The organism is Ruegeria sp. BG5 (assembly GCF_056538425.1).
The window spans coordinates 125,864-147,186 of the sequence record NZ_JBQFTC010000006.1; the positions used below are offsets into that span (position 1 = coordinate 125,864).

Annotated in this window: 20 protein-coding genes; 6 read left to right on the plus strand and 14 right to left on the minus strand. The window is 60.2% G+C overall.

Features of this window, described 5'->3' with window-relative positions; translation table 11 throughout:
• Window positions 1–45 precede the first annotated feature (45 nt).
• The 3 genes from ACR0KX_RS17030 to scpA all read right to left on the minus strand — a co-directional run bounded on the left by ACR0KX_RS17030 (window position 46) and on the right by scpA (window position 3,365).
• Window positions 46–534, minus strand: coding sequence for an N-acetyltransferase family protein (locus ACR0KX_RS17030; RefSeq protein ID WP_480708624.1), 489 nt, complete (start codon window positions 532–534; stop codon window positions 46–48).
• The gene (locus ACR0KX_RS17035; RefSeq protein WP_480708625.1) at window positions 531–1,133 is read right to left on the minus strand and encodes a VOC family protein; all 603 of its coding nucleotides are present in this window, start codon (window positions 1,131–1,133) and stop codon (window positions 531–533) included. The genes ACR0KX_RS17030 and ACR0KX_RS17035 overlap by 4 nt, the downstream gene beginning before the upstream one ends.
• A gap of 105 nt (window positions 1,134–1,238) precedes the next feature.
• Window positions 1,239–3,365 (minus strand): methylmalonyl-CoA mutase, encoded by a 2,127-nt coding sequence (gene scpA / locus ACR0KX_RS17040; protein WP_170624357.1) that lies wholly within the window; start codon window positions 3,363–3,365, stop codon window positions 1,239–1,241.
• Window positions 3,366–3,530: 165 nt separating this feature from the next.
• Here scpA and ACR0KX_RS17045 point away from each other — a divergent pair, with 165 nt between their 5' ends.
• Entirely contained in the window at window positions 3,531–3,977 is a 447-nt protein-coding gene (locus ACR0KX_RS17045) for a DUF4174 domain-containing protein (RefSeq protein WP_170454883.1), read from the plus strand.
• Window positions 3,978–4,053: 76 nt separating this feature from the next.
• Here the strand turns inward: ACR0KX_RS17045 and ACR0KX_RS17050 are convergent, their stop codons facing one another.
• Both ACR0KX_RS17050 and ACR0KX_RS17055 read right to left on the minus strand, forming a co-directional pair.
• Window positions 4,054–6,099: an acetyl-CoA carboxylase biotin carboxylase subunit gene (locus ACR0KX_RS17050; RefSeq protein WP_480708626.1), complete on the minus strand. Its 2,046-nt coding sequence runs from the start codon at window positions 6,097–6,099 to the stop codon at window positions 4,054–4,056.
• A gap of 119 nt (window positions 6,100–6,218) precedes the next feature.
• Window positions 6,219–6,422 (minus strand): hypothetical protein, encoded by a 204-nt coding sequence (locus ACR0KX_RS17055; RefSeq protein ID WP_170454887.1) that lies wholly within the window; start codon window positions 6,420–6,422, stop codon window positions 6,219–6,221.
• A gap of 650 nt (window positions 6,423–7,072) precedes the next feature.
• On the opposite strand from ACR0KX_RS17055, the gene ACR0KX_RS17060 reads away from it, so the two are divergent.
• Window positions 7,073–8,221, plus strand: coding sequence for a DcaP family trimeric outer membrane transporter (locus ACR0KX_RS17060; RefSeq protein WP_170624361.1), 1,149 nt, complete (start codon window positions 7,073–7,075; stop codon window positions 8,219–8,221).
• Between the two features lie 80 nt (window positions 8,222–8,301).
• Here ACR0KX_RS17060 and ACR0KX_RS17065 read toward each other — a convergent pair whose 3' ends face one another.
• The 3 genes from ACR0KX_RS17065 to ACR0KX_RS17075 form a co-directional block, all read right to left on the minus strand.
• Window positions 8,302–8,652: a hypothetical protein gene (locus ACR0KX_RS17065; protein WP_170624363.1), complete on the minus strand. Its 351-nt coding sequence runs from the start codon at window positions 8,650–8,652 to the stop codon at window positions 8,302–8,304.
• A gap of 136 nt (window positions 8,653–8,788) precedes the next feature.
• Window positions 8,789–9,274: a DUF6497 family protein gene (locus ACR0KX_RS17070; RefSeq protein ID WP_170624365.1), complete on the minus strand. Its 486-nt coding sequence runs from the start codon at window positions 9,272–9,274 to the stop codon at window positions 8,789–8,791.
• Between the two features lie 113 nt (window positions 9,275–9,387).
• Window positions 9,388–10,920, minus strand: coding sequence for an acyl-CoA carboxylase subunit beta (locus ACR0KX_RS17075; protein ID WP_170624367.1), 1,533 nt, complete (start codon window positions 10,918–10,920; stop codon window positions 9,388–9,390).
• A gap of 183 nt (window positions 10,921–11,103) precedes the next feature.
• On the opposite strand from ACR0KX_RS17075, the gene ACR0KX_RS17080 reads away from it, so the two are divergent.
• Both ACR0KX_RS17080 and ACR0KX_RS17085 read left to right on the plus strand, forming a co-directional pair.
• Window positions 11,104–12,309, plus strand: coding sequence for a multidrug effflux MFS transporter (locus tag ACR0KX_RS17080; RefSeq protein ID WP_170454897.1), 1,206 nt, complete (start codon window positions 11,104–11,106; stop codon window positions 12,307–12,309).
• Between the two features lie 65 nt (window positions 12,310–12,374).
• Window positions 12,375–13,775 carry a helix-turn-helix transcriptional regulator gene (locus ACR0KX_RS17085; protein ID WP_170454899.1) on the plus strand — a complete coding sequence of 467 codons (1,401 nt, stop codon included), beginning with the start codon at window positions 12,375–12,377 and terminating at the stop codon, window positions 13,773–13,775.
• Window positions 13,776–13,848: 73 nt separating this feature from the next.
• Here ACR0KX_RS17085 and ACR0KX_RS17090 read toward each other — a convergent pair whose 3' ends face one another.
• The 6 genes from ACR0KX_RS17090 to ACR0KX_RS17115 all read right to left on the minus strand — a co-directional run bounded on the left by ACR0KX_RS17090 (window position 13,849) and on the right by ACR0KX_RS17115 (window position 19,621).
• Window positions 13,849–14,088: an HP1242/YdcH family protein gene (locus ACR0KX_RS17090; RefSeq protein WP_170454901.1), complete on the minus strand. Its 240-nt coding sequence runs from the start codon at window positions 14,086–14,088 to the stop codon at window positions 13,849–13,851.
• 78 nt (window positions 14,089–14,166) lie between these two features.
• Complete coding sequence (gene betA / locus ACR0KX_RS17095; RefSeq protein WP_480708627.1) at window positions 14,167–15,825, minus strand: choline dehydrogenase; 1,659 nt, start codon at window positions 15,823–15,825, stop codon at window positions 14,167–14,169.
• Window positions 15,826–15,913: 88 nt separating this feature from the next.
• Window positions 15,914–17,422 (minus strand): choline-sulfatase, encoded by a 1,509-nt coding sequence (betC, locus tag ACR0KX_RS17100; RefSeq protein WP_480708628.1) that lies wholly within the window; start codon window positions 17,420–17,422, stop codon window positions 15,914–15,916.
• The gene (gene betI / locus ACR0KX_RS17105; protein WP_170454908.1) at window positions 17,419–17,991 is read right to left on the minus strand and encodes a choline-binding transcriptional repressor BetI; all 573 of its coding nucleotides are present in this window, start codon (window positions 17,989–17,991) and stop codon (window positions 17,419–17,421) included. Before betI ends, betC begins: the two co-directional genes overlap by 4 nt.
• An 81-nt stretch (window positions 17,992–18,072) precedes the next feature.
• The gene (locus tag ACR0KX_RS17110; RefSeq protein ID WP_170454910.1) at window positions 18,073–18,981 is read right to left on the minus strand and encodes a DMT family transporter; all 909 of its coding nucleotides are present in this window, start codon (window positions 18,979–18,981) and stop codon (window positions 18,073–18,075) included.
• Window positions 18,982–19,021: 40 nt separating this feature from the next.
• The gene (locus ACR0KX_RS17115; RefSeq protein WP_170624372.1) at window positions 19,022–19,621 is read right to left on the minus strand and encodes a LysE/ArgO family amino acid transporter; all 600 of its coding nucleotides are present in this window, start codon (window positions 19,619–19,621) and stop codon (window positions 19,022–19,024) included.
• A gap of 87 nt (window positions 19,622–19,708) precedes the next feature.
• Between ACR0KX_RS17115 and ACR0KX_RS17120 the strand changes: the two genes are divergently transcribed.
• Window positions 19,709–20,626: a LysR family transcriptional regulator ArgP gene (locus tag ACR0KX_RS17120; protein ID WP_170624374.1), complete on the plus strand. Its 918-nt coding sequence runs from the start codon at window positions 19,709–19,711 to the stop codon at window positions 20,624–20,626.
• 4 nt (window positions 20,627–20,630) lie between these two features.
• Window positions 20,631–21,320 (plus strand): nitroreductase family protein, encoded by a 690-nt coding sequence (locus ACR0KX_RS17125; protein WP_170624376.1) that lies wholly within the window; start codon window positions 20,631–20,633, stop codon window positions 21,318–21,320.
• Window positions 21,321–21,323: the final 3 nt, after the last annotated feature.

Genomic DNA, 21,323 nt, shown 5'->3' on the forward strand with positions numbered 1-21,323 from the left:
GGGCGTACCCTAGCGTCCCATTTCGGGACTGTCAGGTGGAACAGGTCACTCAGTGGCAAGAATTTTCTGCATCAGCACAAGATCCAGCCACCGGTTCCATTTGAACCCCACTTCCGGCATCAGGCCGACCTGCTGAAACCCCATCGCCTTGTGAAACGCAATGGCCGCAGGATTGGCCGAGGATACCCCGGCGACCAGAACATGGATCCCGTCAGCGCATGCTGCGGCTTCCAATTCCGTCATCAAAGCCCGTCCTGCGCCCTTGCCCCGCGCATCCGGGGCCAAATAGATCGCGTGCTCGCAACTACGGGCATAGCCGGGCCCATTCCGAAAAGGACCGTAGGTGGCAGAGCCTAGTACCGTGCCGTGATCCTCGACCACCAGATAGGACGGGCCACGTTGGCGGATGTCGGCTGCAATCGCCTCGGCACTGCGTTCGTCGGTTGTGAAGGTCACCAGCGTGTCGCGAATGATCGCGTTGTTGATCGCGGCAATGTCGGCGGCGTCCGAAGGTTGGGCCTGACGCACCCTCATTCCAGCACGCGCAGCCCGTGCGGCGTATCAAACTCGGCCCGCATGGACACCGGACCGGTGTCAAAGACAACCAGATCGAGTGCGCCCAGATGCTGCGCCAAACGCATCGCGTCCGGGTGGTACACCACCAGTCGCCGCAAGCTGCACCCGCTGTCCTGCAACATCTGCGCCGGATGCAGATCGCCTTGCCACTGGATCAGCGCGGGAAACAGATTGTCAAAAGGCAGGCGGCCATTGGGCGGCACGGCCATGCGCCAGCGCAATGCCCCACGGGTCAGATCGATCGGCGTGCCAACGCCATCGGGAAACAAAGCAAGCGACGCTTCGATATCGGGCACACGGCAAATCCAGTTGGTCAGGCGCGGCTTGCCCGCAAACCGATCCAGATCGAACCAGCGGGTGCGCTGAGGTGCGGGCGCATTCGGATCGATGGCAATTGCTTCCAGATACAGACCATCCCGCAAGCCCAGCAGGCGATTATAGGTGCCGAATTTCTCGTGCTTTCCGCCGGGCTGAAGCGGCACACCCAGCGCCTGTTCGATATGCGCGGACGCCTCTTCCAGCGTCTCACCCGCAACGGCCAAATGATCGAGTATCATGCGCGCCCTCCCAACAAAAACGACCAGACCCAAGCAGGTCTGGTCGCATGTTTTAGCCAAAGGCGGCGGACCACAAGATTTTTCGTCGAAAAACCGCGGTCGCTGTTAGCCGCGCGCTTCGCTGATCAGGCGCAGAATGTCCTGCGCAGCTTCGGGAATGTTTGTCCCCGGCCCAAAGATCGCCTTGACGCCGTGGTCATACAGGAACTGATAATCCTGCTGTGGGATCACACCACCACAAATGACGATGATATCCTCGGCACCGGCTTTCTTGAGTTCCTCGACCAGTTGCGGTGCCAGCGTCTTGTGCCCCGCCGCCTGAGACGAAATGCCGATCACGTGCACATCGTTGTCCACCGCGTCCTGCGCCGCCTCGGCAGGCGTCTGGAACAGCGGACCCACATCCACGTCAAAGCCGATATCGGCAAAGGCGGTGGCAATCACCTTGGCCCCACGGTCGTGACCGTCCTGACCCATCTTGACCACCAGCAGACGCGGGCGGCGGCCTTCGGTCTCGGCGAATTCCTCGATGGATTTCTGGATCGCGGCAAAGCCTTCGTCGCCTTCGTAAGCCGCGCCATAGACGCCAGCCAGCGTTTTCACTTCGGCGCGGTGACGGCCGAACTCTTTTTCCATTGCCATGCTGATCTCTCCTACGGATGCGCGGGCACGGGCGGCCTCGACGGCGGCGGCCAGAAGGTTGCCGCCCTCGCGGGCGGTGGTGGTCAGGGCCTCAAGCGCGGCCTGACAGGCCGCTTCGTCCCGCGTTGCACGGATACGTTCCAGACGCGCGACCTGAGCCTCGCGCACGGCGACGTTGTCGACGTCCAGAATGTCGATCGGGTCTTCCTGTTCCTTGCGGTACTTGTTGACGCCGACGATCACCTCTTCGCCCCGGTCGATCATCGCCTGACGACGTGCAGCGCTTTCCTCGATCCGCAACTTGGGCATACCCGAGGCCACGGCCTTGGTCATGCCACCCATCTCCTCAACCTCTTCCATCAAAGCCCAGGCTTTTTCGATCAACTCGTTGGTCAGGCTTTCGACGTAGTAAGAGCCCGCCAGCGGATCGACCACATCGGTCACGCCGGTTTCTTCCTGCAGCACCAGCTGGGTGTTCCGCGCGATACGGGCCGAAAAGTCAGTCGGCAGCGCAATCGCCTCGTCCAGCGCGTTGGTGTGCAGCGACTGGGTGCCACCCAGAACCGCGCTCATCGCCTCATAGGCGGTGCGGATCACGTTATTATAGGGATCCTGTTCCTGCAGCGACACGCCCGAGGTCTGGCAGTGGGTGCGCAGCATTTTCGACCGTTCCGACTTGGCCCCGAACTCGGTCATCACGCGATGCCACAGGGTCCGTGCCGCACGCAGTTTGGCGATCTCCATGAAGAAGTTCATGCCAATGGCAAAGAAGAAGGACAATCGGCCCGCGAACTTGTCCACATCCATCCCGGCCTCGGTCGCGGCGCGTACGTATTCGCGGCCATCGGCCAGCGTGTAGGCCAGCTCCTGTACCAGGTTCGCCCCGGCCTCTTGCATGTGGTAGCCCGAGATCGAGATCGAGTTGAATTTCGGCATCTCGTTCGAGGTGTATTCGATGATGTTCGAGATGATCCGCATCGACGGCTCGGGCGGGTAGATATAGGTGTTGCGCACCATGAACTCTTTCAGAATGTCGTTCTGAATGGTTCCCGCCAGCAGCGATTTGTCATGCCCCTGCTCTTCGCCTGCGACGATGAAGTTCGCCAGAATCGGGATCACCGCGCCGTTCATGGTCATCGAGACCGAGACCTTGTCCAGCGGGATGCCGTCGAACAGGATCTTCATGTCCTCGACACTGTCGATGGCCACACCGGCCTTGCCCACGTCGCCAACCACGCGCGGGTGGTCGCTGTCATAGCCGCGGTGCGTCGCCAGATCGAACGCGACCGAGACGCCCTGCTGACCGGCGGCCAGGTTGCGGCGATAGAAAGCATTCGATTCCTCGGCGGTCGAGAAACCGGCATACTGACGGATCGTCCACGGACGACCCGCATACATCGTCGCCTTCACGCCACGCGTGAACGGCCCGAACCCGGGCAGCGACCCCATATGCGGCAGATCGGCGGTGTCTTCCTGCGTATAAAGCGGTTTGACGTCGATACCTTCCAGCGTTTCCTTGGTCAGATCGTCCAATGGCCGTCCGCGCAGCTCTTTCTCGGCCAGCGCGCGCCAATCCTTTGTGTCGGTCATTGAGGGGTCCTCTTGTCAATTCGGATCGCAGATGGCTGCAATCCGTGCGTATGGTTGATCAGCATCCAATCGGTCGGGGCAACGCGCAACAAATTGAGCATCATGTGCATTTCGTCAGTCGCATTCGCGCGCGCAGAGGCTATATTCAACGGGACAGGAGGCCCCATGAACAGAACGCTTGCCCTTGTTTTCTCGGCACTAATCCCGCTGGCCGCGATGGCCGCTGACGGGTCTGCACCTGCTGATGATGAATTTGTCCGCCCGGTCGGCGACAGTGAATTGTCTGAATTTCTGTGGACCCACCGGCCCATAATCGTCTTCGCAGACACGCCAGCCGACCCCCGGTTCCAGCAACAGGTCGACATGCTGCTTGAGGGGGAAGAGGCCATGCGGGACCGAGATGTGGTGGTCCTGACCGACACCGATCCGTCGGCCCGATCCCCGATCCGGTCGCAACTGCGCCCGCGTGGGTTCCAGATGGTGTTTGTCGACAAGGACGGCGTGGTCAAACTGCGCAAGCCCTCGCCGTGGAGTGTGCGTGAGATTGGCCGGTCCATCGACAAAACCCCCCTGCGCGAACGCGAAATCCGCGAGCGGCGCGAGGGCGGCTGAGCGTTTTTGCCACGCCCGAAGGCCCCAGCGCAAAACGCCGGATACCTTTGGAGATATGACAAAAACGCGGTCATGATCACTCGAATTCGATGATCACATCGTCCACGGCAAGGCTGTCGCCGGGGCCTGCGTTGATCTTGGCAACCACGCCTTTCTTCTCGGCGCGCAGGATGTTTTCCATCTTCATCGCCTCGACGGTGCACAGCGCCTGACCTTCCTGCACTTCCTGACCCACCTCGACATCGACCTTTACGATCAGGCCGGGCATCGGACACAGCAGCATTTTCGAGGTATCCGGCGGCAGTTTTTCCGGCATCAGCTTGGCCAGTTCAGCCTGACGCGGACGGCGCACCTGCACCTTCAGGTCAGCACCCCGGTTTCGCACGCGGAAACCGCCCGAGATCTTGCCAACCTTCAGAACCAGCGGGCTGCCATCGACGTCCAGAACGGCCAGTTGGTCGCCCGGTGTCCAGTCAGAGGCCACGCGCAGGGTCGAGCCGTCCTCGAACTTGACCGTCGCGCCTTCTTTGTCGGCGTTGACCTGAACGGCGAACTCGTGACCTTCCAGCGAGACGACCCAGCGCTTGCCAACCTTGCGTTCATGGTTGTCCATCCGGCCCGATACGCGGGTGCGGCGAATTTCGGCCACGCGGTGCATCGCGGCGCACGATGCTGCGATCTGGCGCAGATCGCCCTCGAGTAGGGTGACACCTTCGAACCCTTCGGGATATTCCTCGGCGATGAAGGCGGTGGTCATGTCGCCGCTGATGAATTTCGGGTGATCCATCACCGCAGACAGGAACGGCAGGTTGTGGCCGATACCTTCGACCTCAAAGCTGTCCAGCGCCACGCGCATTGCCTCGATCGCGGCCTCACGGGTCGGGGCCCAGGTGCAAAGCTTGGCGATCATCGGGTCGTAATACATGCTGATCTCGCCGCCTTCATAGACGCCGGTATCGTTACGCACTGCGGCCTCACCTTCGGGTGCCTCGCCCTGCCATTTGCCGTTTACCTGCATCGGGCCAGCCGCGACCTCTTGCGGCGGGCGATAGCGGGTCAGACGCCCAATCGAGGGCAGGAAGTTGCGATAGGGATCTTCCGCATACAGACGGTTTTCGATGGCCCAACCGGTCAGGGTCACGTCATCCTGCGTGATCGACAGAGGCTCACCGGCTGCAACACGGATCATCTGTTCGACCAGATCGACGCCGGTGATCAGCTCGGTCACAGGGTGTTCCACCTGCAGGCGGGTGTTCATTTCAAGGAAGTAGAAGTTCTTCTGACCATCAACGATGAATTCAACCGTACCGGCGCTGGCATAACCCACGGCCTTGGCCAGGGCCACGGCCTGTTCCCCCATCGCCTTGCGGGTCGCTTCGTCCAGGAATGGCGACGGCGCTTCTTCCACCACTTTCTGGTTCCGGCGCTGGATCGAGCATTCGCGTTCGCCCAGATAGATGCCGTTGCCGTGGCTGTCGCACAGAACCTGAATCTCGATGTGACGCGGCTGGGTGACGAATTTCTCGATGAAAATCCGGTCATCGCCGAACGAGTTCGCGGCTTCGTTCTTGGACGACTGGAAACCTTCGCGTGCTTCTTCGTCGTTCCACGCGATCCGCATGCCTTTACCACCGCCACCGGCGCTGGCCTTGATCATCACCGGATAGCTGATCTCGTTCGAGATCTTGACCGCTTCTTCCGCGTCTTCGATCAGGCCCATGTAGCCGGGAACCGTGGAAACACCGGCGTCCTGAGCGATTTTTTTCGAGGTGATCTTGTCACCCATCGCCTCAATCGCGCCTTTCGGGGGGCCGACGAAGGCAACACCTTCGGCCTCAAGCGCCTCGGCGAATTTGGCGTTTTCCGACAAGAAGCCATAGCCGGGGTGCACCGCCTGCGCGCCGCTTTGGCGGATGGCGTCCATGACCTTGTCGATCACGATATAGGACTGGTTCGCAGGGGGCGGGCCGATATGCACGGATTCGTCGGCCATCGACACATGCAACGCGTTTTTGTCTGCGTCCGAAAAGATGGCGACAGTGCCGATACCCATCTTACGGGCGGTCTTGATAACCCGGCAGGCGATCTCGCCCCGGTTGGCGATCAGGATCTTATTGAACATGGAACGTCCTTTGGCTTGGTGTTCTGGAAACGCACAACGCCGCCGCAGGGAATGACCCCCACGACGGCGTGATGCGCGATGACGGACGGGGCGACGAAACGCGCCCCGGGAATTTCAGGTTAGCGGCAGGTGTTCTGCGTTTTGCAGTAGAGCACGTTGCCCGCGGCGCCCACTGCGGCCCCGAACAGCGGATCGGCGCTGAGCACGGCAGCGCCAACTGCCCCTGCACCGCCGCCCAGGATGGCCTGTTCGCCGGTTGTGTCGCCGCACGCGGCAAGGCCCGCACAGGTTGCCGCAACAAGGAAGAAACGTGAGAGTCGCATGATGTCTGCCCTTTTTGTCGTCTCGATAGCTTTGAGGGCAGATGCCGGTTTTGGGCCTTGTTATTCAATATCAGACGCGGAATTTCCGCGTTTTGCGCAGATTTATGCCGCTTTACGCCTACAGGCTGCGCAAAGAAAAACGCGGACAGGACTATGTGGGGAACACAAGCCTGCCCGCGGAAGGAAGGGGTACGGAATAGTAGGTGCATGTGCGGCGCAGGCAAAGTAGAGCCGCACGGCTTGAACAGGTTGCACGCCACAATCATGGCCGCAAACAAAGTATTGTTTCCAAGCGAGATTCCGGCTGGAAATTGCCCATCCGGCGAAAATCCGCGCAAAATCGTGCCGATCCGGTTTTCTGACATTCCAGCCACATGCACGAGATCAGCAGTCACATTGCTGTTACATTTTTCTCTCTGGCTGAGACTATTCGCACACGCAGCATCACAATCCAATGACTCGCCGCCGTGCAGAAACACGTTCGGATTCACAGGGTTGACCGATCTGTTCACCTTGACGTGAGAATTTTCCGCAACCAAAGCACAATTGCTTGAGAAGTTTGGGCTTTTCGATCCCATTCTCGTGATTTCCTTCACTAACAACTGCGTGAAACGGTGCGAGCGCACACTCGCACACAAGGAAACACCTACATGAAGACCATACGAACCAAGGCAATCCTGCTTGCTGCCTCTGCGCTTTGTGTGACCGGCACGGTTGCTTTTGCCCAGGACGCCTCGCAGGCCGAACTCGATGCGCTGCGCGCCCGGGTCGAAGCGCTCGAGGCCAACAAGTCCGGCCCCGCCAACGGCGACTTCAGAATCGGAAACACCACTCTGGACGTCTATGGATACGTCAAAGCCGACTTCTTCTATGATTTCGAATTCGATCAGGGGGACACAGCTTTTGTGAACGTCATCGGTGAGCCTTCTGCGGCTACTGATGGGACGTTTGGCGCCACGATCCGCCAATCGCGCATCGGCTTGCGGACAAGCACCCCCACCAGCATCGGCGAAATCGGAGGTCAGTTGGAACTGGACTTGTTTGCCAGTGGCGGCGCTGCTGAGCTTCGCCTGCGTCACGCGAACATCACCATTGGTGATCATTGGCTCATCGGTCAGTACTGGACAAACTTCCAGCCGCTGGACACCTATCCTACCTCGGTCGAATTCAACGGTCCGGTTGGTATTCCGTTCGCTCGCGTACCCCAAGTGCGCTACACGAACACCATTGGCGCGAACACTACTTTCGCAGTGTCTGTTGAAGAGAACGTAGGCGGCTCGAACTCGGACGATCCGGTTCTGACCGGTGCGGTGGAGTACAATGATGGCAAGTACATCGCGCGTGCGTCGGCGCTCTACGGCAAGGCTGAGTCCGGTAGCGTCGAGGTGGATCAGACCGGCTTTACACTGTCCGGTTCGATCCGTCCTTGGCAGGGCGGCTTGTTCCAAGTCAACTACGTGACCGGCGAAGCGCTTGGCCCCTACCTGATCGGCCTTGGTGATCCAATCGTCGGCGGGCAGGCCAACGATGTCGACGGCTACACGATAGAGTTCCGGCAGGATCTGAGCCCGAAGTGGAATGTCGGCATCGCCTACGGTCGCGAGGATTACGACCTCCCCACCTCGACCGGCGATCTGGCCTTCACCGAACTTGAGACGATCCACGTCAACGCCTTCTACAAGGCCACCGACAACCTGACGCTCAGCGCCGAGTACATCTACGGTGAGCGGAATGACGTGAATTCCGGCGACACCTTCGATGGCAGCCGGGTACAAGTCGCCGCCCAGCTGAACTTCTGATACCGCAAATCGGCCTCGCCCATTTCTGGGCGGGGTCTTGCCACACCGGACGAGATTATGCGGCATCGGCCTCTGCATGATCAGGCCGCTCCAAACAGATCAGGGAACGACGCACGCGCCGCATCCGGGTCGATCACCAGCAGCGCATCATAGCTTGCCGGATCAAACGGATCTTCCGCCGGAACAACCTCGCGCCCGAACAGCCAGCTTAACCGGCCTGCATCCAGGTTGCCGCGTTCAAACGGCTGATCTCCGAAATGGTGCCACAGCGCTTCCATGAACGCCGCATCAGCCCGCCGGTCCGCCGGTTTGCGATCCCGAAACCGCTCGCGCCGTGTGATCGGCGTCACGCCCTTGGGGTTGGCGCGGCGGATGGTGAATTGAAAATCTGTCCCGGCCAGACGTCCGGGGAATCCACGATGTTTCAGCATGTCGTTACCTCCGTGCCCCGGGTAGCACCGAGACGGGAAATAACACAGCCTTTATGGGGCGCTTTCATGCGGCGCACCCCGAATATGGCAGCTTTGGCCTGCGGCGCGCTGAGGTCGCGAAACCCGAAGGACATGATCAAAGCCCCTCCCAGATGCAATCTGACGATTCCAGCCTGTAGGCTTCGAAGAATTGCGTGGCATCCGGTGCCGTGTTGCCGAACTCGATCGGGCGATCGGCCAGCGAAATGATCACCAGCGCCGGGTCCAATTCATGCTGCGCAACATAGGCCACCGCCAGCGTCTGGCACAGATGCGCCATGTCCTGCGATGCCACATCATATCCGATCCGTCCCACCGTCGCGCCGATCTTCGGAGCGATGAACCGGAACCGCACCCACAGCTCTCCGGGGTTATTGTCCAGCAAGACATCGTTCAGATGCACCGGCTGCCCTGACGGAACCGGCAAGGTTACGTCGGATTGCGCAAAGGCTGCGGTGCCAAGAACGGACAAGACCAGACCAATGGCGCGACCCCGGACCCACCGACGGCAGGCTCCTCCTTCCGGAGTCGCGCGCGCAGTGCTGTTGGCCTGCGCGGTTCTTTGTCTGGTGGGACGGATCATTTAACTATTTATCGGCTATTGTCAAACCTGCCTCATATGGCGGTGAGTTCTGACCTGTTTTTCGCGTTACCCGGCCAAGGGCGGGATGGGGTGGGTTGCCCCACCCCGTAGGCTTACAGCGGAATATTGTCGTGCTTTTTCCACGGGTTCTTCAGCTGCTTGCCGCGCAGGCTGGCGAATGCGCGCGACACCCGGCGACGGGTCGATTGCGGCATGATCACCTCATCGACAAAGCCACGCTCGGCCGCCACGAACGGATTCGCAAAGCGGTCTTCGTAGTCCGCCACATGCTGCGCCGTCTTTTCGGCATCGTCCAGATCGGCGCGATGGATGATCTCGGTCGCGCCCTTGGCGCCCATCACGGCGATTTCAGCAGTGGGCCAGGCATAGTTGAAATCGCCGCGCAGGTGCTTGGACGCCATAACCACATAAGCGCCACCATAGGCCTTGCGGGTGATCACGGTGACCTTCGGCACGGTTGCTTCGCCATACGCGTACAGCAGCTTGGCCCCGTGCTTGATGACGCCGCTATATTCCTGCTGCGTTCCGGGAAGGAAGCCCGGCACGTCGACCAGAGTCAGGATCGGGATCTCGAAACAGTCGCAGAACCGCACGAACCGCGCCGCTTTGCGCGAGCTATCAATGTCCAGACACCCGGCCAGAACCATCGGCTGGTTGGCCACAACGCCGACCGTCTGCCCTTCGAGGCGGATGAAACCGGTGATGATGTTCTTGGCGAAATCTTCCTGAATTTCGTAAAAGTCGCCCTCATCCGCGATCTTGGTGATCAGCTCTTTCATGTCATAGGGCGTGTTCGGATTGTCCGGCACCAACGTGTCCAGCGATTTCTCGACGCGGTTGGGTTCATCAAAGAACGGGCGAACCGGCGGCTTTTCGCGGTTGTTGAGCGGCAGGAAGTCGACCAGCCGGCGCACTTCGGCCAGCGCTTCGACATCGTTTTCGAACGCGCCGTCCGCGACGGACGATTTCTTGGTATGGGTCGATGCGCCACCCAATTCCTCGGCGGTCACAACCTCGTTGGTGACGGTTTTCACCACGTCGGGGCCGGTCACGAACATGTAGGACGAATCCTTTACCATAAAGATAAAGTCCGTCATCGCCGGGCTATACACAGCGCCACCGGCACAGGGGCCCATGATCACGCTGATCTGCGGCACCACGCCCGAGGCCGTGATGTTGCGCTGGAACACTTCGGCGTAACCGGCAAGCGAGGCAACGCCTTCCTGGATTCGCGCACCGCCCGAATCGTTGATGCCGATGATCGGCGCGCCGTTCTGCACCGCCATATCCATGATCTTGCAGATCTTCTGAGCGTGCGTTTCAGACAGAGAGCCGCCGAACACGGTGAAATCCTGGCTGAACACATAGACCATACGGCCATTGATCGTGCCCCAGCCGGTCACCACACCGTCACCGGCAGGCTTTTGTTTATCCATCCCAAAATCTGTGCAGCGATGGCTGACAAACATGTCGAACTCTTCAAAGCTGCCTTCATCCAGCAACAGTTCGATCCGCTCGCGCGCGGTCAGTTTGCCACGCCCGTGCTGTGCATCAATTCGCTTTTGCCCACCACCCAAACGGGCGGCTTCGCGACGGTCTTCAAGCTCGGAAAGGATGTCTTTCATGGCGCGTATCCCCTATTAAATTTGGACGGACAGTATATGCAGTTGTGATCCGACCAAAGCCCTTTTCGGCAAATTTGCAAAGTTTTGGCAACTGCATTTTGGAAAACTGTAAAAGTGCAAATTGCTGACGTGGCGGCAGCACCCGTCTGGCATTCCTCGGAACCGCAGCTATACATGTGAACTATGCAGTTCAGAACGTCACCGGCCCGCCGCACACCCCCAAAGATCGGCACACTTGTCTTGCTGTCTGGCCTCGCCGCGCTCAGCATGAACCTGTTTCTGCCCAGCCTGCCGAACATGGCGCTGCATTTCGAGACCGACTACAAGGTCATGCAACTGTCCATCGCGCTGTACCTGCTGGTGAACGCTGTCCTGCAAATCCTCCTTGGCCCGCTGGCTGACAAGGCGGGGCGCAGACCGGTTCTCCTGTGGGGGCTGTCGCTGTTCCTGCTGGCCACGCTGGGCTGTATTTTCGCTCCAACTGCCGAGATATTTCTGGCCTTCCGCATGTGTCAGGCGGTGGTTGTTGTCGGCATGGTCCTCAGCCGGGCAGCCGTGCGGGATCTATACGATCAGGACCAAGCCGCATCAATGATCGGCTATGTCACAATGGGCATGGCGGTGGTTCCGATGATCGGTCCCGCCATTGGCGGATTGCTCGAAGAGACCTTCGGCTGGAAGGCCAATTTCTGGCTGCCATTTGCCTTGGGCGCACTGACGCTTCTTTTGACATATGTGGACTTCGGCGAGACCTCGGCCAAAAGCGGCAAAACCCTGATCCAGCAATTCCGCGAATACCCCGAGCTTCTGAAATCCCCCCGCTTCTGGGGCTATTCGCTGTCTTCAGCGTTTTCGTCAGGCGCATTCTTTGCCTATCTCGGTGGCGCACCCTTCATCGGAACCGAGGTTTTTGGCCTGAGCGCGGCCGAGGTCGGCATTTACTTTGGCGCGCCTGCCGTCGGGTATTTCCTCGGCAACTTCCTCAGCGGTCGGTTTTCTGTCCGCTTTGGCGTCAACCGTATGGTTCTGTGGGGCAGCATTCTGAACGCAACCGGCGTCGCCATTTCTGCGGTCATTTTCCTGACCGGGATGGGAACTGCGCTTAGCTTCTTCAGTTTCATGACCTTTGTCGGCGTCGGCAACGGCATGACCATCCCAAACGCCACATCCGGCGCGCTGTCCGTGCGCCCGCATCTAGCGGCCACGGCCTCGGGCCTCAGCGGGGCGATCATGCTGGGCGGCGGGGCGGGCCTGAGCGCGCTAGCCGGCGCATTGCTGACCGTGGAATCGGGCGCCATGCCGCTGCTTTGGCTGATGCTGACCACCGCCATCCTGGCCATCTGCGCGATCTGCACCGTGATCTGGCGCGAGCGGCAATTGGGTCTTTAACATCGCTTGCCATTGTGGGTTTGCAAAGTTAGCCTGCAACAAAAGTAAAGTTGCAAAGGCATTCCATGGCCACCCAGAAACTCTACGCCGGTGCAAAACTGCGCGAGATGCGCACACGAATGTCCCTGACACAACGGGAATTCGCCGCAAAGCTTGGCGTCTCACTGCCCTACCTCAATCAAATGGAGAATAATAACCGTCCGATCTCGACCACAGTGGTTCTGGCCTTGGCGCAGGAATTTGGCATGGACGTCACCGAGCTTAGCACCGGTGACAGCGAACGCCTCGTGTCGGACATGCGCGAGGCGCTGGCCGATCCGGTCTTTGCCGACGCGGTCCCGCCGCTGGCCGATCTTCGCCTGACGGCCTCGAACGCCCCGGCCCTGGCCCGCGCCTTTATCGAACTGCACCGCACTTACCGCCAGACCCACGAACGTCTGGCATCGCTGGACGAAGCATTGGGGCGCGAGGATGCCAGCACACAGGCCAGCCCCTGGGAAGAGGTGCGGGATTTCTTCCATTATTGCGACAACTATATCGACGCCGTCGACCGCGCAGCCGAACTGTTTGCCAACCGCGCAGAAGAGCCGGGCGGCATACGAGAAGCAGCCCTCAGCAGCCTGTCCGAGCGCGGGATTCAGGTCGTCTTTTCCGATATCGAGGACCTGCGCGTCTACGACGCCGAAAGCAAAACGTTGCGCCTGTCCTCACGGACCGCACCACAGACGCAGGTTTTTCAACTGCTGCTGCAAGTGGCTCTGATCAGCCAGGACAAGCTCCTCGAAGCCACACTGGATTTCGCCAAATTCCAAAGCGAGGAGGCGCGCTCGATCGCCAAAATCGGACTAGCCAATTACTTTGCAGGCGCGTCCCTGATGCCCTATGCCAAATTTCTGGCCGCCGCACAGGATTACCGGCACGATCTGGAATTGCTCAGCACCCGGTTCGGGGCATCAATCGAACAAATCGCCCACCGCCTGTCCACACTTCAAAGACCCGGCGCAAAGGGCATCCCGTTCTTCTTCGTACGCGTCGATCAGGCCGGAACAATCACCAAACGCCACTCGGCCACGCGGCTGCAATTTGCGCGTTTCGGCGGTGCCTGCCCCCTGTGGAACGTTCACCGCGCGTTTGAGACACCCGGTCACTTCCTGTTGCAACTTGCAGAAACGCCGGATGGCGTCCGCTATATCTCGTTGGCCACAGATGTTTCGAAATCGGGCGGATCTTATGGCGCGCCCGTCCGCCGCTATGCCATTGCATTGGGGTGCGAGGTGCGCCACGCCCAAGCCCTGGTCTATGCCGACAACCTCGACATCAACAACGCCAGCGCTTATGAGCCCATCGGCATTTCCTGCCGCATCTGCGAGCGGCAAACCTGCCACCAGCGCTCGGTTCCGCCGTTGGAACGTCGCCTCACCATCGACACCCATACCCGCGGCACCCTGCCCTATCAGGTCACCTGAACTTCACCTGGCTGAAAATATCCCGGGGGAGTCGCGGCCTGCCGCGACGGGGGCAGAGCCCCCGCCACATGGCTCAGGCTTTTGACAGAATCGCCCAGATCTCGTCTTTCAGGGCTGCGCGTTTCTTGCGCATCTCACCCTCAGCCAGATCTTCCATCGGCTCGATATTGGTTTCGGCCCGATGCACGACGCGATTGATCTCGTGATATTCCTCGGCCAGCCGGGCGAAATGCGCGTCCGATTGCTTGAGCTGGCTCATCAATTCGACCTTGTCCGGAAACTCTTCGGCCAGTTCATGCGGGGTGTGGGACATTCCTGTTCGCTCCTGAATTATGTCATTGCAAGTCACATCTACAGGTCGCTGCCTCACCCCGCTTTGACGCGGATCAAATCACCGTTGCGCAATGGCCCATTGCGGGTGAATCCACGGGCGATCATTGGCCTTTGGCAACGCGTCTTTACCCAGCAGGTGGTCCGAGACTTTCTCGCCAACCATGATCGACGGCGCATTCAGGTTGCCGTTTGTGATCTGCGGGAAAACCGAGCTGTCGGCGACGCGCAAACCGTCCACACCGATGACACGACCTTCGGGATCGACAACGGACATCTTGTCGTCCGCCCGCCCCATCCGACAGGTGCCGCAGGGGTGATAGGCGCTTTCGGCATGGTCCGCGATGAAGCCGTTCAACTCCTCATCACTTTGAACATCTGCGCCCGGCTGAATCTCTTTCCCCGCATAGGGTTTAAAGGCATCCTGACCAAAGATTTCGCGGGTCAGGCGGATGCAGGTCCGGAAATCCTCCCAATCCTCTTCGTGGCTCATGTAATTGAACCGGATAACAGGCGCATCCTCGGGCCTGTTCGACCGCAAGGTGACTGCCCCGCGCGAGGGTGAGCGCATCGGACCGACATGCGCCTGGAACCCATGCCCCTCAGCCGCCGCCTGACCGTCATAGCGCACCGCCATGGGCAGGAAGTGATACTGAATATCGGGATATTCCACACCCGGCTTCGACCGGACAAAGGCCGCGCTTTCGAACTGGTTCGAGGCACCAAGCCCGGTTTTGGTGAACAGCCATTGCGCCCCGATCAGCCCTTTGCTGATCAGATTCCAATGCTTGTACAGCGTGATAGGCTGCAGCGAGGCCTGCTGGATATAAAGCTCCAGATGATCCTGAAGGTTCGCACCCACGCCGGGGCGATCCGCGACCACGTCGATCCCATGCTCGGCCAGATGGGCCGCAGGGCCGATCCCCGACAGCATCAGCAGTTTGGGAGAGTTGATCGACGATGCGGCCAGAACCACTTCGCGCCGGGCGCGGATAATTTCGGTCTTTCCACCGCGCACCAGCTCGACACCGGTGGCGCGCCCGTTTTCCATCACCACACGCGCCGCCAGACCGCGGATGATTTCGCAATTGTCCCGTTTGAGCGCAGGCCGCAGATAAGCATTCGCCGCCGACCAGCGCCGCCCTTTCCAGACGGTCTGCTCCATCGGGCCAAAGCCTTCCTGCTTTTCGCCATTATAGTCGCCCGTGACTTGATATCCCGCTTGCCGACCTGCATCGACGAAAGCCTGGAACAGCGGATTTTCGCGAGGGCCGCGCGAGACATGCAGCGGGCCATCCGTACCGCGCCATTCGGGATCGCCTCCATGGCCACCATCGTGCCAGGTCTCCATTCGTTTGTAATAGGGCAGCACATCGGCATAAGACCAGCCGTCAGCCCCCATTTCGGCCCAGGTGTCAAAGTCGCGCGCATGGCCGCGCACATAGACCATGCCGTTGATCGAGGACGACCCGCCAATCACCTTGCCACGCGGGCAAGCCAGACGGCGGTTGTTCAGATGTGGCTCGGGTTCCGAGCTAAAGCCCCAGTCATAACGCGACATATTCATCGGGTAGCTCAGCGCGGCGGGCATCTGGATGAACGGTCCGGCATCCGTGCCACCATGCTCGATCACCAGAACCGAAGCCCCGGCCTCGCTCAGGCGATAGGCCATCGCGCAACCGGCGGAACCGGCACCCACAATGACGAAATCAGCTTCCATTTTCGGGTCTCCTTTGCCCGCCAGCCCAGATTATCCGTCGCATAATCAATTCGCCTCCGGCGGGAGTATTTTCAAAAAGATGAAGAGGTTATTCGCCGCGCGGGAAGCGCTGGCTTTCCTCGACGATGTTCAGATCCATGTGGTTGCGCATATAGCGTTCCGATGCCTTTTGCAGCGGCTGGTAATCCCAGGGGTAATAGCCGCCCTGCCGCAGCGCCTCGTAAACCACCCAGCGGCGGGCCTGACTGGCGCGGACATCAGCATCGAACCGGTCGAGATCCCAGCGTGCCTCGGATTTGGCGCGCAGGGTTTGCAACGTGCCTGCGTGTTCCGGATTGCCCGCCAAATTGGTCAATTCCTGCGGGTCGTTTTCCAGATCGAACAGTTGGTCCGGGTCCAGCGCGCAGCGGTTGTATTTCCATTTGCCATAGCGCAGTGACACCAGCGGCGCATAAGACGCTTCGGCCGCGTATTCCATCGCAACCGGCGCGGTACGCTCGGTACCGTTGGCCAGCGGAACAAGGTCTTCGCCATCGGTCCACGGGGCGATCTCGGCCATATCCACACCTGCCAACGCGCCTAAGGTCGGCGTGACGTCGATGGTCGAAACCGGCGTATCGATACGTCCGGCAGGCAGGTCCGGCGCGGAAATCATAAGCGGTACACGTGCCGAACCTTCGTAGAAGTTCATTTTGAACCAAAGGCCCCGTTCGCCCAGCATATCACCATGATCCGAGACAAACATGATGATCGCCTCTTGCCGCGTGCTTTCCAGCACTTCGAGGATTTCGCCGATTTTGTCGTCCAGGTATGAGATGTTGGCGAAATAGGCGCGGCGGGACTTGCGGATGTCGTCTTCGGTAATGTCAAAGCTGCGCCAGTCATTGGCATCGAAAATGCGCTGCGAATGCGGGTCCTGATTGTCATAGCCAAGGTCTGCGACCTCGGGCAGCAGGTGTTCGCAGCCTTCATAAAGGTCCCAGTATTTCCGGCGCGCCACATACGGATCGTGCGGATGGGTAAAGCTGACGGTCACGCACCAAGGGCGGTCATCCTTGCCCCGGGCCAGATCATACAGCTTGGCCTTGGCGTTGTAGGCGACCTCGTCGTCATACTCCATCTGGTTGGAGATTTCGGCCACGCCCGCGCCTGTGACCGAGCCCATGTTGTGGTACCACCAGTCGATGCGTTCGCCCGGTTTGCGATAATCAGGGGTCCAGCCGAAATCGGCGGGGTAGATGTCGGTGGTCAGGCGATCCTCGAACCCGTGCAACTGGTCGGGGCCGACGAAATGCATCTTGCCCGACAGGCAGGTGTAATAGCCGGCCCGGCGCAGGTGGTGCGCATAGGTGGGGATATCGCTGCGGAATTCAGCGGCGTTGTCATAGACCCCCGTGCGCGAGGGCAACTGACCGGACATGAAACTCGCCCGCCCCGGCGCGCAAAGCGGCGACGCCGTATACGCATTGGCAAAACGGGTCGAACGTTCGGCCAGCTTTTTCAGGTTCGGTGCATGAAGCCAGTCCGCGGGACCATCGGGAAAGAGGGTTCCGTTCAGCTGATCCACCATCAGGATCAGAATGTTCGGGTTTGTCATTTTTCAGCCTCGAGCAGAGTGTTGAGGACACGCATCGCATGGTTCACGGCCAATTGCGGGTCTTCGGGCGCGCTGAGCGCCGCGCGGATATACAGCCCGTCGATCAGGGCGGTCATGTCTTCCGCAGCAGCCACCGGATCGTCGAGCAAGGGGCGCAGCCCGACGATCAGGTTCGACCGGATCCGCGCCTGATAGATCTTCCACAACCGCAGCGCGTCATCATTGGTCTGCGCGAGAACGTAGAATGTCATCCAGGCGGCGATCACATCCGGCGAGAAACACGAAGGGGCAAAACAGGCGCGGATGATGGCCTGCGCGCGTTCGGTCGGGGCGGCAGCTTTGAGCTCGGCCCGCGCCTCGGCCCCGAAATCCGACAGAATCTGACGCATGGCCGCCAGAAAGATCTGGTCCTTGCCGCCGAAATAGTGATGGGCCAATGCGCTGGACATGCCCGCCCGTTTGGCGATCTGGCTGACCGTGACGTCCAGGGATTTCTTTACGCCAAGCTCGGCGATCGTGGCACGGACAATCGCATCGCGACGGATTGGTTCCATTCCGACTTTCGGCATCCCTACCCCCTGAACTGGCGCTACACGCCAAAGCTAGGGCGTTTTTATTGACTCGTCAATCAATAACGAAGCCACGCCGGGTTACAGCTTGGTCGCGATGCTGGGTGGGGTCACGTCACGGCGGTTCAGCACCAGTTCGCGCCAGGAAATGAAACTGACCGCCGCAAGGATCAACGTACCACCAGCCACCACCCACACGTCAACGCCTTCGTGAAACACAGCGGCGCCCAGCAAGGTCGCCCAGATCAGTTGCAGGAACGTTACCGGCTGCGTCACCGCAACCGGGGCCGCCTGCAAGGCAAGCGTCATGAAATAATGCCCGGCGGTGGCAAAAGTGGCGATCAGGAACAGAACACCGATGTCGCGCAAGCTGGGCGCGCTCCAGACCGCAATGGCGAAAGGGATCAAAGCCAGCGTCGTCCAGATCGACAAATGCGCCACCACGACCGAGGGCGGGATATCGCGCACCAGCAGCTTGGCCAACAAGTAAGACCCGCCCAGCGTCAGTGCCGTTCCGATCATTGCTATGTGCCCGGTCGAGACCTCTCGGAATCCGGGGCGCAGGATGATGAGCACGCCCACCACCGCGACCAGAATGGCAGCGATCCGGCGAAACGCTAGTTTTTCGCCCAAAAACAGCGCAGCCCCAAGGGTGACGTAAACCGGCGTCATGTAGTTCATTGCGGTAACTTCGGCCAATGGGATCTGGGTCATCGCATAAAACCACAGCATCACTGCGCCCGCATGGATCACGCCACGTAGCCCGAACAGCGTCAGATCACGTTTGCTGAGACGGGTGGCCAGGATGGATCGCAAGGCGGGCAGCAGAAACACAAGCCCCAGCGCATAACGCAGGAACGCCGCCTGTATGGGGTCCATCGTCGAGCCGAGCGATTTCACCAGCGCGGTCATGACAACAAAGCACAGCCCGGCGGAAAACATCCAGAACATGCCTGCGATCGGGCGGGATGAAACGGCAAGGGTGGTCATGGCTTTGGTTGAACACTGAAACCCGCTCGGGAACAACCCTTCACATGATAACAAGTTTCAAAGCGATACTCAGCATGACCAGACCGATAAGGACATCCAGCACCTGCCAGGCCCGGGGACGTGCAAAAAGCGGGGACAGAATTCGGGCCCCGTAGCCAAGGGAAAAGAAGAACACAAAGCTGGACAGAATGGCCCCGACCGCAAAGCTCAGCCGGTCGTCATATTGCGCCGAAATCGAACCGATCAGGACAACCGTATCCAGATAAACATGCGGATTCAGCCAGGTGAAGGCCAACACTGTCAGCAACGCGCTGCGCAGGCTAGTACGTTGGCCATTGCCTGCCTCCAATGCCGCCCCACCCCGCCAGGCCGACAGAAAGCTGCGCAGCCCGTACCAGGTCAGAAACGCGGCCCCGCCGTACCGCATGACGGGTTCGAACCAGGGCATTGCCTTTGCCAACGAACCAAACCCCGCCACACCCGCTGCAATCAGGATCGCGTCAGAGACCGCGCAGGTCAGGCACAGGACAAACACATGCTCGCGCCGCACACCCTGCCGCAGGATGAAGGCGTTTTGCGCCCCGATGGCAAGAATCAGGCTGAAGCTGAGCACAAATCCGGCGATAAGGGTTGTCGACATAGGGCCTCCTGCTGTTGCGAGGCGTTGACTAGCGGTCGCGGCGCGCTCTATCAAATTAAAGATGCTGAAGTGAATTAAATCTGGCTAATGCTGCTTGATCCCAACCATCTGTCGGCTTTGTCCGCCATTCTGCGCCATGGCAGCTTTGACGCGGCCGCAAACGCGCTGGCGGTGACGCCTTCGGCGATCTCGCAACGGATCAAGGCGCTGGAGGATCGCATCGGCGCGGCGCTGATCAACCGGGGGACACCCTGCACCGGCACACCGGCTGGCCTGCGCATCGCACAATATGCAGAGGATATCGGGCTGCTAGAGGCGCAGCTGGCCCGCGAGCTCACGCTGGATCAAGGCACCGATCCGGCACGGGTGCGGGTGGCGATTCCAGCTGATGTTCTGGCCACGTGGTTCGTGGGTGCGATGGCCAACGCACCGGGCTTGCTGTTCGATCTGGTCATCGACGATCAGGACCATTCTGCCGAGTGGCTGCGCCGAGGCGAGGTCAGCGCGGCGATCACCGTGGGCGGCCAGCCGGTCACGGGCTGCGACGCGGTCGAGCTTGGCGCCATGCGATACCTGCCAACTGCCAGCCCGGACTTCATCCGACGCTGGTTTCGCGACGGTGTCGATGCCGAATCCCTCAGCGCGGCGCCCAACCTTGTATTCAATCGCAAGGACGGGCTGCAAAAGGCGTGGATTGCCGGGCGGACCAGTCGCCGCATTTCTCCTCCGTCACATTTTTTGCCGTCATCCCATGGGTTCGTCGATGCGGCGATTGCGGGGATCGGCTGGGGCATGAACCCCGAACCCCTTGTGCGCGGCCCCATATCAGATGGGCGCTTGCAGCCGATTGTCCCGGACGCGCCGCTGGACATTGCGCTGACCTGGCAGGTCAGGCGCGTTCTGGCCCCGGCGCTGGCCCCGTTGACCCGGGCAGTCAAACACGCTGCTGCCAAAGTCTTGATCTCTGTCGCTGACCGCCGGATAAAAGGGAAACCTTCGGAGTAACTTTATGTTTTCACGCGACGCTCTCAGCTATGATCCCATTCCCCTGCCCGACCGCTGCGATATCACAGACGCACAGATGCAGGAGGCGGCGCAGGCCTTCTATGACAAGATGCGGCAGCGCCACTCGGTCCGCGACTTCACAGATCGAGCGGTTGAAAAACAGGTGATCGAGACCTGCCTGCGTACGGCGGGTTCCGCGCCCTCTGGTGCGAACCATCAACCCTGGCATTTCGCGGCCATTTCCGACCCTGCCCTGAAACAGCGCATCCGCGAAGAGGCAGAAGAAGAAGAGCGCCGGTTCTACGATGGCGGTGCAAGCGATGAGTGGATCAAGGCGCTGGAACCCATCGGCACCGACGCCGTCAAAGAGCACCTGACCATCGCCCCCTGGCTGATCGTGGTGTTCGCCCAGCGCTGGGGTGAGTTCGAGGACGGGACGCGCTACAAGAACTACTACGTTCCCGAAAGCGTCAACATCGCCACCGGCTTTTTGCTGGCCGCCTTGCACCACGCGGGGTTATCCACCCTGACGCACACGCCCAATCCCATGAAATTCCTCAACGACGCTTTGGGGCGTCCGGCCTCGGAAAAGCCCACGATGATCATTGCGGTCGGACACCCGTCGGACAGCGCGACGGTTCCGGCTGTGGCCAAGTTGAAAAAGCCGCTGGAGGAGATTTCCTCCTTCTTCTAAGCA

Excerpts from the sequence above, each read along its gene's own strand:
- ACR0KX_RS17030 (WP_480708624.1), bottom strand. The coding sequence starts at position 534 with ATGAGGGTGCGTCAGGCCCAACCTTCGGACGCCGCCGACATTGCCGCG.
- ACR0KX_RS17035 (WP_480708625.1), bottom strand. The coding sequence starts at position 1,133 with ATGATACTCGATCATTTGGCCGTTGCGGGTGAGACGCTGGAAGAGGCG.
- scpA (WP_170624357.1), bottom strand. The coding sequence starts at position 3,365 with ATGACCGACACAAAGGATTGGCGCGCGCTGGCCGAGAAAGAGCTGCGC.
- ACR0KX_RS17045 (WP_170454883.1), top strand. The coding sequence starts at position 3,531 with ATGAACAGAACGCTTGCCCTTGTTTTCTCGGCACTAATCCCGCTGGCC.
- ACR0KX_RS17050 (WP_480708626.1), bottom strand. The coding sequence starts at position 6,099 with ATGTTCAATAAGATCCTGATCGCCAACCGGGGCGAGATCGCCTGCCGG.
- ACR0KX_RS17055 (WP_170454887.1), bottom strand. The coding sequence starts at position 6,422 with ATGCGACTCTCACGTTTCTTCCTTGTTGCGGCAACCTGTGCGGGCCTT.
- ACR0KX_RS17060 (WP_170624361.1), top strand. The coding sequence starts at position 7,073 with ATGAAGACCATACGAACCAAGGCAATCCTGCTTGCTGCCTCTGCGCTT.
- ACR0KX_RS17065 (WP_170624363.1), bottom strand. The coding sequence starts at position 8,652 with ATGCTGAAACATCGTGGATTCCCCGGACGTCTGGCCGGGACAGATTTT.
- ACR0KX_RS17070 (WP_170624365.1), bottom strand. The coding sequence starts at position 9,274 with ATGATCCGTCCCACCAGACAAAGAACCGCGCAGGCCAACAGCACTGCG.
- ACR0KX_RS17075 (WP_170624367.1), bottom strand. The coding sequence starts at position 10,920 with ATGAAAGACATCCTTTCCGAGCTTGAAGACCGTCGCGAAGCCGCCCGT.
- ACR0KX_RS17080 (WP_170454897.1), top strand. The coding sequence starts at position 11,104 with ATGCAGTTCAGAACGTCACCGGCCCGCCGCACACCCCCAAAGATCGGC.
- ACR0KX_RS17085 (WP_170454899.1), top strand. The coding sequence starts at position 12,375 with ATGGCCACCCAGAAACTCTACGCCGGTGCAAAACTGCGCGAGATGCGC.
- ACR0KX_RS17090 (WP_170454901.1), bottom strand. The coding sequence starts at position 14,088 with ATGTCCCACACCCCGCATGAACTGGCCGAAGAGTTTCCGGACAAGGTC.
- betA (WP_480708627.1), bottom strand. The coding sequence starts at position 15,825 with ATGGAAGCTGATTTCGTCATTGTGGGTGCCGGTTCCGCCGGTTGCGCG.
- betC (WP_480708628.1), bottom strand. The coding sequence starts at position 17,422 with ATGACAAACCCGAACATTCTGATCCTGATGGTGGATCAGCTGAACGGA.
- betI (WP_170454908.1), bottom strand. The coding sequence starts at position 17,991 with ATGCCGAAAGTCGGAATGGAACCAATCCGTCGCGATGCGATTGTCCGT.
- ACR0KX_RS17110 (WP_170454910.1), bottom strand. The coding sequence starts at position 18,981 with ATGACCACCCTTGCCGTTTCATCCCGCCCGATCGCAGGCATGTTCTGG.
- ACR0KX_RS17115 (WP_170624372.1), bottom strand. The coding sequence starts at position 19,621 with ATGTCGACAACCCTTATCGCCGGATTTGTGCTCAGCTTCAGCCTGATT.
- ACR0KX_RS17120 (WP_170624374.1), top strand. The coding sequence starts at position 19,709 with ATGCTGCTTGATCCCAACCATCTGTCGGCTTTGTCCGCCATTCTGCGC.
- ACR0KX_RS17125 (WP_170624376.1), top strand. The coding sequence starts at position 20,631 with ATGTTTTCACGCGACGCTCTCAGCTATGATCCCATTCCCCTGCCCGAC.